Below are 14,763 nucleotides of genomic sequence, written 5' to 3'. Positions count from 1 at the left end.
GCCGGCGACGACCAGGGTGGGCGTCGTCATCCCGGAGAAGTCGACGGTCCGGAAGAACGGCACCATCTCGGCCATGGGCCCGTTGAGGACGTCGCCCCTGCCGGGCGCGGCGAGCAGCACGCCTGCCGTGATCCGGGGATCGGCCAGCTCGGCCACCTCGCCGGTGTCCGGGTCGGTGGCCCGGGCGCCCAGCAGCAGGGAGGCGGTGAAGCCGCCCAGCGAGTGGCCCGCGACGGCGACCCTGGTGGGGTCGATCCGCCCGGCGAGCTGCGGTACGGCCGCCTCGATGGTGTTGATCCGGTCCAGGATGCGGCTCATGTCCTCGGCGCGGGAGCGCCAGAAGAACGGCGCTCCCGGGGTGTCGGCGAGCAGATGGCTCAGTGTCCTGGAGCTGAGGTGGGTGGGCTGGACGACGACGAACCCGTGGGCCGCCCAGAAGCCGGCGAGCGGTGCGTAGCCGTTCAGGGAGGAGAGGTTGTTGGAGCCGCCGTGGCCGTGGGACAGCAGGATCAGCGGCAGGCCGGTTCCGGTCGCGGGTGCGGAGACGCGCAGGTGCAGGTCGACGGGGCGTCCCGGCACCGGCAGCACCACGGGGCTGTACGACAGGACGGGGGCGGCCGGGCCCAGGCCCGTGGCTGTGTCGGCGGAGGTACTCATGGTGCGGATTCCCTTCTGCGGCCGGTGTCGCCGCGGGCCCCTGGCCGGGTGGTGCCGAGCCGGCGGGAGGTTGGCGGCCGGGCGTGTCCGGCTTCGGTCGAGGCAAGTGGAACGTTGCTCCGTTTAGTATCCGGAGCGCTGTTCCACTTTGTCAACCAGAGGGTGCGAGCGCCGGATGCCCGCGGGAGCCCTCCCTGGCGAATCCGAGGGGAGCGTGCGCCGCCCCGTTCCTCGGCGTGCCCGAGCGACCGTCCGGGAGGGAGCGCGGACCGTCCGGCGGGGGAGCGCGGAACGCCCGAGGGGCGTCAGGGCGCCGGAGGCGTGTGAGGCGCAGGCCACGGCGACGGGAGGGGTACCGGCACGGCGGCCGGGGATGCGGGAGCCGGAGTCATCGGGGACGGCCCGCCCCCGCCCAGACCGGCGGCCCGGGACGGAGCGCCGTCCCGCTCAGGCGAGAGCGGCGGCGGTGTCAGCGATGGCGGCGCGCGAGCGTGGAGCCCAGCGCGGCCGCCGCGGCCCGCACGGCGTTGGCGTGGGGTTCCGGGCGGAAGCGCCCGACCGGGCCCATCACGCTGATGGCGGCCACCGCCGTCTGCCCGTCGGGCCTGAGCACCGGCGCGGCCACGCAGAGCAGTCCCGGCGTCGACTCCTCGCGTTCGTAGGCCACACCGGTCTCCACCGCCTTCATCAGCTGCCGGCGCAGCAGGCCCGGCGCGATCACAGTGTGGGGCGTACGCCGTTCGAGCGGGCCGGTCAGCACGGCGGCCTGCTCCTCCTCCCCGGCGTGGGCCAGCAGCACCTTGCCGATCGCCGTGCAGTGCGTCGGCATCCGCCCGCCGGTGCGCGACGGCGCCCTGGCCTGCCGGTGTCCGCCGATCTTGGCGAGATAGACGACCTCATGGCCCTCACGCACCCCGAGGTGCACGGTCTCATGGGTGCGCTCGTAGAGGTCCTGGAGGAACGGCATCGCCAGCTCCAGCAGGGTGCGTTCGGCGGAGGCCCGCAGGCCGAGCTCGAAGAGACCTCCGGAGAGCCGGTAGCCGTGGTCCGTCCTGTCGAGCAGCCGGTGGTGGACCAGGTCGCCGGCGACGCGGTGGGCGGTGCCCTTGGCCAGGCCGGTACGCCGGACCAGTTCGGCGAGGGGCAGTACGGAGTCGGCCGGGCCGAACGCCCGCAGGATGGCCATGGCCTTGCCCAGGACGGTGTTGCTGTCCTCCATGGAAAAGAGCGTACCGCTGAGTGGAACGCCACCATGGAGGCCGCCCGGCCCCGTGCCGCAGATTGGACGTCATGTCCCAGACCCCGCCCGCTGTCGGGACCGACAGCATCGCCGCCGCCGCGGCCCGACTGCGCCAGGCCGCAGCCACCGGCATCCCGGCCGCCCCCGTGCGCGACCTGATCGGACGCGACGACATCGAGGCGGCCTACGCCGTGCAACAGCGGCTCACCGCCGAGCGGATCGCGGCCGGGGCCGCGGTCGTCGGGCGGAAGATCGGCCTGACCTCCGCCGCCGTGCAGCAGCAGCTCGGCGTGGACCAGCCCGACTTCGGCGTCCTCTTCGACGACATGGAGTACCCCGACGGCTCGGCGGTGCCCGCCGGGGCGGTCCTCCAGCCGCGGGTCGAGGCCGAGATCGCCTTCGTCCTCAGGGCCGACCTGGCCGAGGGACCGCTGGACCACGCGCAGGTGCGCGACGCCGTCGACCACGCCGTCGCCGCGATCGAGATCTGCGGCAGCCGGGTGGCCGACTGGGACATCAGCTTCGGTGACACGGTGGCGGACAACGCCTCGGCCGGCGGCTACGTCCTCGGCGCGCAGCGCGTCCCGCTCAGCCGCTTCGACCCCGTCGCGGCCCGGATGACCATGACCGTCGACGGTGAGACCGTCTCCACCGGGAGCGGCGCCGCCTGCCTCGGCGACCCGGTGAACGCGGTGGTCTGGCTCGCCCGCCAGGCGCGCGAGCTGGGCGAACCGCTCCGGGCCGGACAGGTCGTCCTCTCCGGTGCCCTCGGCCCGATGCGCCCCGTCGCGCCGGGCGCCGCCGTCCACGCCACCGTCACCGGCCTCGGCGCGGTGTCGGTCACCTTCTCCGCGTAGGGAGCGCAGATGAGCAGGACCAAGGTCGCCGTCATCGGGTCGGGCAACATCGGCACCGACCTGATGATCAAGATCATGCGCGGTGCGCAGCACCTGGAGATGGGCGTCATGGTCGGTATCGACCCGGCGTCCGACGGTCTGGCCCGCGCCCGGCGCTTCGGTGTCGAGACCACCGCCGAGGGAGTGGACGGGCTGCTGAGGTCGCCGCAGATCGACGAGATCGGCATCGTCTTCGATGCCACCTCGGCCGAGGCGCACCGGCACAACGACGAGAGGCTGCGCCCGCGCGGCATCCGCATGATCGACCTGACGCCGGCCGCGATCGGCCCGTACGTCATCCCGGCGGTCAACCTCGAGGAGCACCTCGACGCGCCCAACGTCAACATGGTCACCTGCGGCGGCCAGGCCACCATCCCGGTGGTGGCCGCGATCAGCCGGGTCGTCCCGGTGGCGTACGCCGAGATCGTCGCCTCCATCGCCTCGAAGTCGGCCGGTCCGGGCACCCGGGCCAACATCGACGAGTTCACCGGGACGACCTCCTCGGCGATCGTGCAGGTCGGCGGCGCGCGGCGGGGCAAGGCGATCATCATCCTCAACCCGGCCGAGCCGCCGCTGATGATGCGTGACACGGTCTTCGCGCTGGTCGCGCTGCCCGGGGGCGAGGACGGCGAGACCGCCAAGGCGCAGATCACCGAGTCGGTCCGGAAGATGGTCGCCGAGGTCGCGGCCTACGTCCCGGGCTACCGCATGGTCCAGGACGTCCAGATCACCGCGATCCCGGCCGACCAGCCGGTGGAGACCCTGCTGACGGACGGTACGGCCGCGCGCCCGACCCACCAGGTCTCGGTCTTCCTCAGGGTCGAGGGCGCGGGCATGTACCTCCCGGCGTACGCCGGGAACCTCGACATCATGACCTCGGCCGCGGTGCGGATGGCCGAGAGGATCGCCGCCGCGAAGGAGGCCGCGAAGTGACCACCCCGATCTTCGTCCAGGACGTCACCCTCCGCGACGGAATGCACGCCGTCCGGCACCGCATCACGCCCCATGACGTCAAGCGCATCGTGGTGGCCCTGGAGGCGGCCGGTGTCGACGCCATCGAGGTCGCCCACGGCGACGGTCTCGCCGGCGGCTCGCTCAACTACGGCCCCGGGTCCCACACCGACTGGGAGTGGATCGAGGCCGCCGCCTCGGTCCTGGACAGGGCCCGCCTCACCACCCTGCTGCTTCCCGGGGTGGGCACCGTCCAGGAGCTCAGGCAGGCCTACGACCTCGGCGTCCGCTCGGTGCGGGTGGCCACCCACTGCACCGAGGCCGACATCTCCGCCCAGCACATCGCCGCGGCCCGCGAGCTGGGCATGGACGTCTCCGGTTTCCTGATGCTGTCCCACATGGCCGAGCCCGGGGAACTCGCCGCGCAGGCCAGGCTGATGGAGTCGTACGGCGCCCACTGCGTCTATGTCACCGACTCCGGCGGCCGGCTGACGATGAACGACGTCGCCGCCCGGGTGCGTGCCTACCGCGACGTCCTGGACCCGGCCACCGAGATCGGCATCCACGCGCACGAGAACCTCTCGCTCTCCGTGGCCAACTCGGTGGTGGCCGTCGAGAACGGTGTGTACCGCGTCGACGCCTCGCTCGCCGGACACGGCGCCGGTGCGGGCAACTGCCCGATCGAGGCGTTCATCGCGGTCGCCGACCTCTCGGGCTTCAAGCACGGCTGCGACCTGTTCAGGCTGCAGGACGCGGCGGACGACATCGTCCGGCCGCTGCAGGACCGCCCGGTCCGGGTCGACCGCGAGACCCTCACCCTGGGCTATGCGGGCGTCTACTCCAGCTTTCTGCGGCACGCGGAGATCGCCGCGCAGCGGTACGAGGTCGATGTGCGGGACATCCTGATGGAGTGCGGCCGGCGGCGTCTGGTCGGCGGTCAGGAGGACATGATCATCGACATCGCGCTGGACCTCGCCTCCGGTCGCTAGGGCCGAACCCGGTCACCGTTCGCCCTGCGGCCGCAGGGTGGACGGTCCGCCGCTCCGCGTGGCACCGGGGCGTCAGCAAGTGCTCGCGGTGCCGGGCGCAGAGACCGCGGCCTGCCTGTCGCGGACCGGGCGAACCCTCAGGGCCGCGCGAGTCCCGCGGCCACCGCATCGAGGACCCAGTCCAGGCCGGTCGCGAAGGACGCCTCGGCGTCCACGTCCGTGCCGTCGTGCACGGCCTTGGCCAGCGTGGGGAAGCGGCCCGTGGCGAGCATCCTGGTCACATGCGGGCCGGAGGCGCGCTGCCAGTCGCGCTTGGAGAGGCCCGTGGCGCGTTCGGCCCGCAGATCGGCGAGCTCGCGCCTGATCGCGCCGGTGACGTAGGCGCTGACGGTCTCCGCCGCGCGCATGACGGTGTCGATGTCGGCTAGGCCGTCGAGGGCGGCCAGCTTGGCCTCGGTCACGGCGAGGCCGTTCGGTCCCAGGGAGGGGCGGCCGCCGAGCAGGTCGGCCAGCCATGGGTGCCGGAGAGCGGCCTGCCTGGTGCGGTGGGCGAGGGTGCGCAGCGTCTCCCGCCAGTCGCCGGAGTGCCGCCCGGGGAGGATCTCGGCCTGGACCTCGTCCAGCATGAGGTCGAACAGCTCCTCCTTGGTGGAGATGTAGCCGTACAGCCGCATCGGGCCGGCGTTCAGCCGGGCGGCGACCTTGCGCAACGACACGGCCTCCAGCCCGCCCTCGTCGGCCAGCGCGACGGCGGCGGCGACGATCCGCTCCCGGTCGAGCGGTACGGGGCGAGTCGGGGGCTCCGGCCGGTCCCACACAGTCATGATCACATCGTACTGTTGCCATGCGGCGTATCGGGAAAATACAGTGTATCGACATGAGCTACCGTATCGCCGTGGTCGGGGGCGGCCCCGCGGGCCTCACCTTCGCCCGTGTGCTGCACCGCCATGGCCACCCCGTCGCCCTCCTCGAACGCGATTCCGCCCGCGACGCCCGCCCTCCGGGCGGCACGCTGGACCTGCACCAAGGGCTGGGCCAGCTCGCGCTGGACAAGGCAGGGCTGCTGACGGAGTTTCAGGCACTGTCCCGCCCCGAGGGACAGGCCATGCGCATCCTGGACACCGACGGGACCGTCCTGCGTGACTGGCGACCCCGTCCGGACGACCGGGCCAATCCCGAGATCGACCGCGGGCAGGTCCGTGACCTGCTGCTCGGCCCGCTGGACGTCCAGTGGGGCCGGGCCGTGACGCGGGTGGTGCCGGGGGCCGGGGACGGCGTGGTGGTCCATCTCGCAGACGGGCGACAGGAGACGTTCGACCTCGTGGTCGGCGCGGACGGCGCCTGGTCCCGGGTCCGCCCCGCGGTCTCGTCCGCGACGCCGCAGTACACGGGCGTCACCTCGGTCGAGACCTCCATCGACGACGTGGACACCCGCCACCCCGACCTCGCCCGGCTGGTCGGCGACGGCTCCATGGCTGTGTACGGCGTGAACCGATCGCTCGTCGCCCAGCGCAACAGCGGCGGCCACGTCAAGGTGCACGCCCAGTTCCGCGCGCCGCTGGACTGGCACGCGCACCTGGACCTGGCCGACGCCGAGGCGGTGCGGTCGAGCCTGCTGGCCCGGTACGACGGCTGGGCCGATCCCGTCCTCGACCTCCTCCGCCGGGGCGGCGCCTTCGTCCACCGGCCCCTCCATGTGCTGCCCGTCTCCCACACCTGGACCCATGTTCCCGGGGTGACGCTGATGGGCGACGCCGCCCATCTGATGCCCCCGCTGGGCGCGGGCGCGAACCTCGCGATGCTGGAAGGTGCCGAACTCGCGGAGTCCGTCGCCGCCGGCCCCGCAGACCTGGACGAGGCCGTCCGCGCCTTCGAGGAACGGATGTGGGCACGGGCGGCCAGATGGGCGAGGATGACCACGGCCGGTCTGGAACGCCTGGTGAGCCCGGACCCCGCCGAAGCCCTCGCCCTCTTCGACCAGGTCCAGCCGTCCTGACTGCCGGGCGCGGGAGCGCCGCTGACCGTCCACCGCCGCGGACCCCCGGGCCTGGCGACACGCCCCGGGGAGCGGACCCGGGCATGGGCGTTCCGTTGTGAGGGAACCGTGCGGGTGGAACGATGCGCTGAGGCGTCAGTCCGCTACGGGGAGGCACATCGATGGACGAGAAGCGCGGCTCCCGGGCCGCTGCGGTGTTCGACGCGCTGGGAGCCGACTACGAGAAGGCGTTCGCGGGGTCGGCCGCACACCGGTCGTCGATCGAGTGGCTTCTCGGCCGGCTCACGCCCGGCAGCCGGGTGCTCGACGTGGGCAGCGGCACGGGCCGGCCCACCGCGGAGACCCTCGCCGGGGCCGGGCACCAGGTGCTGGGTGTCGACGTCTCCCCGGTCATGGTGGAACTGGCCACCCGGCAGGTGCCCACGGCCTCCTTCCGGTGCGCCGACATCCGCGAAGTCCCGCTGGCCGACGGCTCGTTCGACGCGGTCTGTGTGTACTTCTCGCTCCTGCAGATGACACGGGACGACCAGACCCGGCTCCTGCGGCGGCTGGCCCGGGCACTGAAGCCCGGCGGCAGCCTGGCCGTGGCCACGGTGCCCCTGGACGTGGAGGACGTCCAGGGGGTCTTCATGGGGCAGGAGGTGCAGGTGACGAGCTTCGCCGCCGAGGACTTCACCGCGATGGTCGCCGGGGCGGGCCTGACGGTCGAGTCCGAGGAGAGCCTGCTGTTCACCCCGTCCCACCCGGACGCCGGGCCGGAGCCCCACCTCTTCCTCCACTGCCGCGCGGGGGCCTGAGCCCGCTCGGGGGCGTGGTCGGGAGCTGGTCCGCTGGTCCGCTGGTCGTGGAGGCGGCGGGTGCGCGGCGGCGCAGGCCGGCCGCGTGCCCGCCGGTCAGGCCGAGTCCGGAACGTCCCCGGCAACCGGGCCGTGGCCGACCGGCCCTCGTCGCACCGCCTCCCACGCGCCTGCGGACAGCAGATGGCGTACGGGTTCCAGAACCCTGCGCAGTCCGGCGCTGTGACGGTCCGCCAGCTCCCTGTTGTGCTCGAACACATCGAGTTCGTTGGCCGCGGTGATCTCCAGGAAGGCCCGCAGGTCCTCCGCGGCGGGATCGTGGTCGGTACCGGTGAAGCGGTCCCTGAAGACCGGCCGCCGGTCACCGCCGAGGCGCGGATAGGTGGTCGCCCGGTCGCAGCTCGCGTACAGATGGACCAGCGCCTCGGCCCGCGCGCCGGTCAGCGCGGCCAGGACCGGGCGGTCCTCCAGGCCCATGAGGGAAACGGCGAAGCCGTCGGTTCCGTACGCCGCGTGGCACAGGCCCGCGACCTGGACCTCCTGCGGGGCTCCCCAGTCCGCGAGGCGGTGCCTGACCCGGACCAGATGTTCCAGCAGTGTCCCGCCCGGGTGTGCCAGCTCCGCGGCGCCCCGCGAGCGCAGGAAGTCCTCGATGCCGCGCCAGTCGGCGGGCGTGGGCGTGGACCCGGGCGGCGGGGGATTCTCGGTCACGTCACGAGTTGTAGTCGCGACCCGACGCCGGACGCAACACCCCGATGACCGTTCCGCCGCGGACCCTGCGCCCACCGCCCGCGCCGGGCGGCCGAGTTGGGCGTTCGCCGCCACGGCGGGCGAGACCACCGCCGTCGCACCGGCCGGCCCCGTACCACGCGCCGTGCGGTCCACAGCCGTGCCGGGCCCTGCACGTGCCGCACGCCCCGCAGCCCACCGCCCGGGCCGCCGGGCCGGAACCGCCCGCGAGGTCAACCCCGCGACTGCGACGCACCGTTGACCGGCCGCTCCCGGCCGGGTCCGTCCGCTGCCGGGCCGGTGGCACCGCGGCGCTGCCGGACCATGTCGGCGAAGGTACGGGCGAGCGGGGTCAGCGCGTCCCAGCGGCGGACCGCCCAGCCGACCGGGAGCGGCGGCAGCTCCGGCAGCGGCAGGAACCGCACCGGGGCGTCCGGCGCGCCGCCCGCGGAGAGCTGTCCGGGCAGGGCGGGAACGACGGCGTGCCCGACACCGAGCCCGGCCAGCAGGATGGCGGTGTCCCAGTCGGCGACGCCGGTGTCGGAGGTCGGGCAGATCCCCAGGCGGGCCAGTGCGGTGTCCAGATGGGCCCGGGAGGAGGAGTTCGCCGGGAGCCGGATGTGTCTGATGCCCATGAGATCGCCGGCTGTCACCGCCGTCCGGGCGGCGAGCGGATCGTCGGCCCGGACCGCCAGGACCCACGGCAGTTCCACGACCGTGCTCTGCTCGATGCCCGGTGCCGGACGGCCGATGGTCACCCAGGCCAGATCGACCGTACCTGCCTGCAGCGCGTCGAAGCAGCTGCGCGAGGCGGTCTCCGTGCGGAACTCCAGGCTCGCCCGGGGGTGCCGCTCCCGGAAGTCCACGACCGCCTCCGACATGAAGTGCCGCACCGTGGTGGCACCCGTCGTCACCCGCACGGATCCGGCCTCGCCGCGCGCGAGTTCGCCGATCCGGCGCAGAGCCTGGTCCAGTCCGACGATCCCCTCCCTCGCCGCCGCCTGGAGCACCAGGCCCTCGGGGGTCGGCACCACACCGCGCGCCCTGCGCTCCAGCAGCCGTACCCCGGTCGTCCGCTCAAGCCGTCTGACGTGCTGGCTCACCGCGGACTGGGTGCAGGACAGGTCACGGGCGACGGTGCTCAGGCTCCCCGCCCGGCAGACCGCCACGAACACCCGCAGGTCGTCGAAGGTCATCCCCACGTGGGCCACGGTAAACCCCCGCCCGACCCAAGCTCCCGCTGGGGGTTTGATAAGCAAACTCGAGGATTGACGTGGCTGTCGTCCTCACCGAGGATCATGGCGGGCCCCAGGGCGGCAACCCTGTCCCGCCCGCTCCCCACCGCGTCCGGACCAGGCGGGGATACGGGCGGGACGGGTGCCGACCCGCAGAGCTGAGAGGAATCCACCCGTGTCCCACTCCCCGTCCGTGGAAACCGCCGCGACCTCCACACCGCCCCCCGCCACGGTGGCCGTGCTCGGCCCCGGAGGTGTCGGCGGCCTGCTCGCCGCGCTGCTCTCCCGGGCCGGCCACCGGGTGATCTGCATCGCGGGCGAGGAGACCGCAGCGGCACTGCGCCGCAACGGGATCAGTGTGCGCAGCGGACAGTTCGGGGACTTCACCGCGCCGGTGGAGACGGACACCATGCTGCGCGAGCCGGTCGGCCTCTGCCTGGTGACGGTCAAGCACACCGCGCTGGACGAGGCACTCGACCGCGTCCCCGCCCACCATGTGGCCGGCGGTCTGCTGCTGCCGCTGCTCAACGGCGTCGACCATGTGGCCGCCCTGCGGGAGCGCTACGGCGCGGAGCGCGTGGTCCCGGCGGTGATCCGCGTCGAGTCCACCCGTTCCGCACCCGGGGTGATCGAGCACGGCAGCCCCTTCACCGAGATCGACCTGGCCGGCCCGCAGGACCGGCTCGCCGAACTCGCCGCACGGCTCACCTCCGCAGGCGCCGAGACCCACGTCCTGCCGGACGAGAGCACCGTACTGTGGGGCAAGCTGGCGTTCCTGGCCCCCTTCGCGCTGCTCACCACCCGGTACCGGCTCCCCATCGGCGGTGTCCGCACCGAACGCGGCGAGGAGCTGGCCGCCCTGGTCGAGGAGACCGCCGCGGTCGGCCGAGCCTGCGGAGCCCCGACGGACGGCGCCCGGATCCTCGCGCGGTACGACGCCTTCCCCGCCCAGAGCAGATCGTCCATGCAGCGCGACGCCGAGGCGGGGCGCCCGCTCGAACTCGACGCCATCGGCGGCGCGCTGCTCCGGGCCGCCGAACGGCACGGCATCCGGGTACCGCTTGCGGCGCGGCTGGTGAGCGAGCTGGAGCGTGAGGCCGGGTCGCCGTCGTCCGGTACCGGCGAGCCTCCTCGCTGAGGGCCGCCGGGCACCTGCCGGCCACTGGAGGAGCCGTCCCGGAGGGGGCTCAGTCGAGGCAGAACTCGTTGCCCTCGACGTCCTGCATCGCGATGCAGGAGTCGTTGCCGTCGTACAGGAGCTGCACACGTACCGCGCCGAGCGCGAGCAGCCGTGTGCACTCGGCCTCGAGCACGGCCAGGCGCTCCTCACCCACGAGCCCGGTGCCGACCCTCACATCGAGATGCACCCGGTTCTTGACGACCTTCCCTTCGGGAACGCGCTGGAAGAACAGCCGCGGACCCACACCGGAGGGATCGCTGCAGGCGAACCATGCGCCCCGCTCCTCCGGAGCCCGGGAGCGGTCGAAGTCGTCCCAGCTGTCGAACCCCTTCGGGGGCGGCGACACGACGTACCCCAGCACCTCGCACCAGAAGCGGGCGACGCGCTCGGGCTCCGCGCAGTCGAACGTGACCTGGAACTCCCGTATCGATGACACAGGCGCACCCTAGCAGGGGACTCCCCGGCCCAACTCCCGGCGTCGAACGGCATATTGGGGGAGAATGGGTCCTGCGGTCCGCTGCCGTGTCGCGCGGTCGCAGGGGCCGGCCGGCTGTCGACGCCTCAGCCGCGTGCGACCGGGGAGGGCCGCCCATGACCGACGGAGTCGACAGGACCGGACCGGGCGATCCTGTGCCTCGGCAGGACCTGGTGCGGCGCTCGGCGCCGTTCCTGCCCGCCGGCAGTGAGGTACGGCAGGCGTTCATCGGCCAGAGCGCGCCCAACGTCCTCTTCTTCCTCGTCACCTATCTGACCGGCCTGACGATGTTCTGGAACAGTTACCGGTGCGTGGTGGTCACCCAGGACGCCGTCCATGTGCTGGAGAGCAGCAAGCTGTCCGGCGGCGCCGGCCCGCAGCGCCTGCTGGCCACGCTGCCGCGCCGGACCCGGCTGGGTCCGGTCTCCGGCCGCTGGGGGGAGGTGGACCTCCTCGGTGAGCGCCACTGGGTCCACAGGCGCTTCCACGACCAGATCGCGGCTGCGGACCGGGAGGCCGGCTTCACCCCGTAGGGCCGGAGTGCGGGGGCCGGGAGGAGTTACCCCCTTGATCGACGCGGGCTGCTCTTCATACCCTCGGCTGATGGGACCTCACGACCTTCCGACTCTTGAAGTCGCCTTCCCCGGCCCGGAACGTGACCGTGGTGTGGCGGCGATCCAGAGCGGCCACAAGACCGCCCTCACGGGCCTGCCGGAGATCTACGAGCACGCCGGAGAGGCGATGCCGGTGGCCGGGCAGCGGTTCGCGGTGCTCGACTCCGACGGCCTGCCGGCCGTCACCATCGAGCTGGTCGAGGTACGCGTCGTGCCCATGAAGGAGATCGACGACGACTTCGCGCGGGCCGAGGGCCGCGGCTACGGCGGTGCGGGCGAGTGGCGGGCAGCCCATGAGGCGTTCTTCCGCAGCGAGGGCGTGAGTGCGTTCCTGGGCCGCACCCCGGTGGTCGACGGCGACACCCTCGTCGTGGCCCAGCGCTTCCGGGTGGTGGAGCCCGACGCCCCGGGCAGTCCATGACCGGCGCCGGACCCGGTCCGCGTCCGGGCGGGCGCCGACGGGTGTCCACGCGGGGCGGCGCCCACCGGGACGCTCCGACCGGTCCGGGGCCCGGTCCTCGGGCAGCCGGTCACACTGCGACGACGGCTGGCTCCGGCGGTGCGGCCCCGGCCCTGGGTTCCGGTGCCCGCAGTCCCCTCCCTCACACCCCCGTGACCTTGGCGTTCGCCGAGATCTCATAGACCAGCGTGATCGTGCGACGCCCGCCGGGTGGCAGCGGGACGGCCCAGTGGACCACGCCGTCGGCGTCCAGCCCGTCGGGGGCGGGGGAGCACTCCTCCTTGCGCAGCCGGACCTCGACGGCCTGCACCTCCGAGACCGGGACCCGCTCCCGGACCACGACCACCCGTTCGGACCGCTCCCCGGGGCCGGAGAACCGGGACAGGTGCAGCCGGACCGTCCGGGTGACCACCGTCCGCTGGGTGAGCCCGGCGGAGCCGCGGACCTCCTCGGCCTCCCGGACCACCCGGTAGTCGTCCGAGCTGCCGAACGCCAGCTCGACCGGGGCTCCGGGCGCTGTGAAGGCAAGCTCGCCGCGGCCGGTGAACCCGCTGCCGCGCACCAGGTCCACCGGCCCGGCCAGCAGGGCGTGGCCCGACCCGTTGAGCACGGTCACCACCTGGGTGACCAGTGGGGACAACTCGGGCGAGCAGGTGTGCTCGATGGACGCGGCGGCGGTGAACGAGGTCAGCGGCACCCGGTGCGCCCGGCCGTCCGGGGGCACCGAGGCCGGCGCCGGTGCGCGGAGCACCCGTACCTGGCCGCCGTCGTCCACCCCCGGCAGGCCGCTCGACGCCGAAGGGCCGGTGCTGCCGATCTCCTCCTCGCGCAGCTCCACATCGACGGTGCGGCGCTCCTCGGCGGAGCGCTCCCGCAGCGTCAGACGGTCCTCGGTGAGCCGCGGCGGGTCGGTGGCCAGCGCCGACCGGGCGGTCGAGAAGGTCAGCGGTACATCCGCCCAGTCCTCCCCGGTGCGCTGCCAGACCACGGCCTCGCTCTCCAACGTCACCGTGTCGCCGTCGAGCACCGCCCGGTAGGCGGGCCGCCACAGCGCACACGGGACGAGGTGGACCACCCGCAGCCGGGCCGGTCCGGCTGCCGCGGCCGACACGGTGACTTCGAGGTGGGCGGTCAGCTCGGCGGGCTCCTGCTCGGCGAGGGCCAGGGCCTCCTCGGCTCGGCGCAGTTCGTCCGCGAGCGCCGCCAGACGGGCACGGATCCGGCGCAACTCCTCGCCGCGGTCCTCCCGTTCGGCGTCCAGCCGGTCCAGTTCCCGGGCCCAGCGGGCGTGCTCGACCTCGCCGAGGCCGGCGCCCTCGCCGATCTCGCGCAGCAGGTCGGCGGCGAGCTGGGAGAGCGCGGCGAGCCGGGCCTCGACCCGTTCGCGGTGCCGTTCCGCGTCGCGCTGCCCCTCCTCCAGGCCGTGGACGCGATGACGCAGCGCCGAGTCGCCGGTGCCGGGCGGTAGCGGTGCGCGCGGCGTCCAGGCGCGGACGATCCGGGCGTCGAGCACCCGGGCCGACCGGTCGGCGGGGAACTCGGCGTGCAGGGTGCGGTCGACGGCCAGGGCGGTCAGCGGGCCCAGGCGCAGGCGCTGGACGCCGGTGGCCAGCTCCAGCACGGCGGTCCGCTCGACGTGGGCCCGGTCCTCCAGGCAGGTCACCGCGGTGACGGGCAGCGCGATCGGGTGTGCGGGGGTGGACATGACGGTCAGCTCCTCCGGTTGCCGCCGACGACGGCCTTGCCGGCCGGGATGCGGATCGCATAGCCGCCGTCGAGCCCGGCGGTGCCGCCCGCGGGCAGTTCCACCCGCCACAGGCGGGTGCCCGGGGTGTGGCTCTCGGGTCCGTCGCCCTCCGCGGGTGCCGTCCAGTCGGCCCGTTCCTCGATGCGGACGTCCGGATCGGAGCTGACCGGGACGCGTTCGCGGACCTCGACCGTGATCGGCCGGGCCAGCCGGTTGGCCAGTTCCACGTGGATCCGGTGGTCCAGCACGGTGGTGCCGTTGCGCAGCCCGGCGGACGACTCATGGAGTTCCGCCCGGCGGGCGACCCGCACCGCCTCGGCCGGGCCCAGGCCGACCCGGCGGGTGCCGCCGGGGGCGAGCGTGGGCAGTGCGGCGGTCAGCAGGAAGCCGCCGTCGGCGGTGACCTCCACCGGGCCCGCCAGCAGGGCCTGGTCGGTGGCGTTGGAGATCACCAGGGTGGCGTACACGGTCTCCTCCACCGAGGGCACGCAGACGTACTCGGTGCGCAGCCCGACCGGGATCTCGGCGACGGTGACGGTGTGCCAGGTGCCGTCCGAGGGGATGTCGGCGGGGGCGGTCGCGTCGAAGCGGTGGTCGAAGGAGCCGGCCGACTCCCGGGGCCGTACCGCGAGTCCCGGCGGCGGCAGGGCGGCCACCGCCTCCGCTCGGCGGCGGTACTCGGCGGCGACCAGGTCGTCCGAGGGGGCGGGAAAGAGGCGCCCGCGGCGGTCCTGCCGCTCCTCGGGGCCGGCCAGCACCAGGGCGGTGTAGTCGAGTTCGGCGGGGCTGGGGCGCGG

At 73.9% G+C, this 14,763-nt stretch carries 16 protein-coding genes; 8 read left to right on the top strand and 8 right to left on the bottom strand.

The genetic code is table 11. The features are described 5' to 3' along the window. Both AOK09_RS03220 and AOK09_RS03215 read right to left on the bottom strand, forming a co-directional pair. The coding region (locus tag AOK09_RS03220) for an alpha/beta hydrolase family protein (protein WP_055585560.1) at positions 1-657 on the bottom strand (657 nt) is incomplete at its 3' end. Between the two features lie 469 nt (positions 658-1,126). Next, entirely contained in the window at positions 1,127-1,876 is a 750-nt protein-coding gene (locus AOK09_RS03215) for an IclR family transcriptional regulator (RefSeq protein ID WP_055585559.1), read from the bottom strand. A 71-nt stretch (positions 1,877-1,947) separates the two neighbouring features. Here AOK09_RS03215 and AOK09_RS38765 point away from each other — a divergent pair, with 71 nt between their 5' ends. From AOK09_RS38765 to dmpG, 3 genes are read left to right on the top strand one after another with little or no spacing between them, the layout of a single operon-like run. Next, complete coding sequence (locus AOK09_RS38765) at positions 1,948-2,754, top strand: 2-keto-4-pentenoate hydratase (protein WP_055585558.1); 807 nt, start codon at positions 1,948-1,950, stop codon at positions 2,752-2,754. Positions 2,755-2,763: 9 nt separating this feature from the next. After that, positions 2,764-3,726, top strand: coding sequence for an acetaldehyde dehydrogenase (acetylating) (locus tag AOK09_RS38760; protein WP_055585557.1), 963 nt, complete (start codon positions 2,764-2,766; stop codon positions 3,724-3,726). After that, complete coding sequence (gene dmpG, locus AOK09_RS03200) at positions 3,723-4,733, top strand: 4-hydroxy-2-oxovalerate aldolase (protein ID WP_055585556.1); 1,011 nt, start codon at positions 3,723-3,725, stop codon at positions 4,731-4,733. The genes AOK09_RS38760 and dmpG overlap by 4 nt, the downstream gene beginning before the upstream one ends. A 137-nt stretch (positions 4,734-4,870) precedes the next feature. Here the strand turns inward: dmpG and AOK09_RS03195 are convergent, their stop codons facing one another. After that, positions 4,871-5,557, bottom strand: coding sequence for a TetR/AcrR family transcriptional regulator (locus tag AOK09_RS03195; protein WP_055585555.1), 687 nt, complete (start codon positions 5,555-5,557; stop codon positions 4,871-4,873). 53 nt (positions 5,558-5,610) lie between these two features. Between AOK09_RS03195 and AOK09_RS03190 the strand changes: the two genes are divergently transcribed. Both AOK09_RS03190 and AOK09_RS03185 read left to right on the top strand, forming a co-directional pair. Then, positions 5,611-6,729 carry an FAD-dependent oxidoreductase gene (locus AOK09_RS03190; protein ID WP_055585554.1) on the top strand — a complete coding sequence of 373 codons (1,119 nt, stop codon included), beginning with the start codon at positions 5,611-5,613 and terminating at the stop codon, positions 6,727-6,729. 161 nt (positions 6,730-6,890) lie between these two features. Further along, entirely contained in the window at positions 6,891-7,526 is a 636-nt protein-coding gene (locus AOK09_RS03185; RefSeq protein ID WP_055585553.1) for a class I SAM-dependent methyltransferase, read from the top strand. 96 nt (positions 7,527-7,622) lie between these two features. Here AOK09_RS03185 and AOK09_RS03180 read toward each other — a convergent pair whose 3' ends face one another. Then, positions 7,623-8,237, bottom strand: a complete 615-nt coding sequence (locus AOK09_RS03180) for a DUF6817 domain-containing protein (RefSeq protein ID WP_245687096.1) — start codon at positions 8,235-8,237, stop codon at positions 7,623-7,625. A 251-nt stretch (positions 8,238-8,488) separates the two neighbouring features. Beyond that, complete coding sequence (locus AOK09_RS03175; RefSeq protein WP_055585562.1) at positions 8,489-9,451, bottom strand: LysR family transcriptional regulator; 963 nt, start codon at positions 9,449-9,451, stop codon at positions 8,489-8,491. Positions 9,452-9,665: 214 nt separating this feature from the next. On the opposite strand from AOK09_RS03175, the gene AOK09_RS03170 reads away from it, so the two are divergent. Next, a complete protein-coding gene (locus AOK09_RS03170; protein WP_055585552.1) occupies positions 9,666-10,628 on the top strand; it encodes a ketopantoate reductase family protein in 963 nt (320 codons plus the stop codon). Positions 10,629-10,677: 49 nt separating this feature from the next. Here AOK09_RS03170 and AOK09_RS03165 read toward each other — a convergent pair whose 3' ends face one another. Further along, a complete protein-coding gene (locus AOK09_RS03165; protein WP_055585551.1) occupies positions 10,678-11,106 on the bottom strand; it encodes a VOC family protein in 429 nt (142 codons plus the stop codon). A gap of 155 nt (positions 11,107-11,261) precedes the next feature. On the opposite strand from AOK09_RS03165, the gene AOK09_RS03160 reads away from it, so the two are divergent. Both AOK09_RS03160 and AOK09_RS03155 read left to right on the top strand, forming a co-directional pair. Continuing rightward, positions 11,262-11,678 (top strand): hypothetical protein, encoded by a 417-nt coding sequence (locus tag AOK09_RS03160; RefSeq protein WP_107101219.1) that lies wholly within the window; start codon positions 11,262-11,264, stop codon positions 11,676-11,678. 70 nt (positions 11,679-11,748) lie between these two features. Then, on the top strand, positions 11,749-12,180 hold the full coding sequence (locus AOK09_RS03155) for an ASCH domain-containing protein (RefSeq protein ID WP_055585550.1): 432 nt from the start codon (positions 11,749-11,751) through the stop codon (positions 12,178-12,180). Positions 12,181-12,361: 181 nt separating this feature from the next. On the opposite strand, the gene AOK09_RS03150 is transcribed toward AOK09_RS03155, so the two are convergent. After that, positions 12,362-13,924, bottom strand: coding sequence for a mucoidy inhibitor MuiA family protein (locus AOK09_RS03150; protein WP_055585549.1), 1,563 nt, complete (start codon positions 13,922-13,924; stop codon positions 12,362-12,364). A gap of 5 nt (positions 13,925-13,929) precedes the next feature. Further along, positions 13,930-14,763 (bottom strand): DUF4139 domain-containing protein (locus tag AOK09_RS03145; protein WP_157875780.1); only part of this gene is annotated, 834 nt, incomplete at its 5' end.

The sequence above is a fragment of the Peterkaempfera griseoplana genome (assembly GCF_001418575.1).
GTDB lineage: Bacteria > Actinomycetota > Actinomycetes > Streptomycetales > Streptomycetaceae > Peterkaempfera > Peterkaempfera griseoplana.
This window is presented reverse-complemented; position numbering and strand designations above follow the sequence as displayed.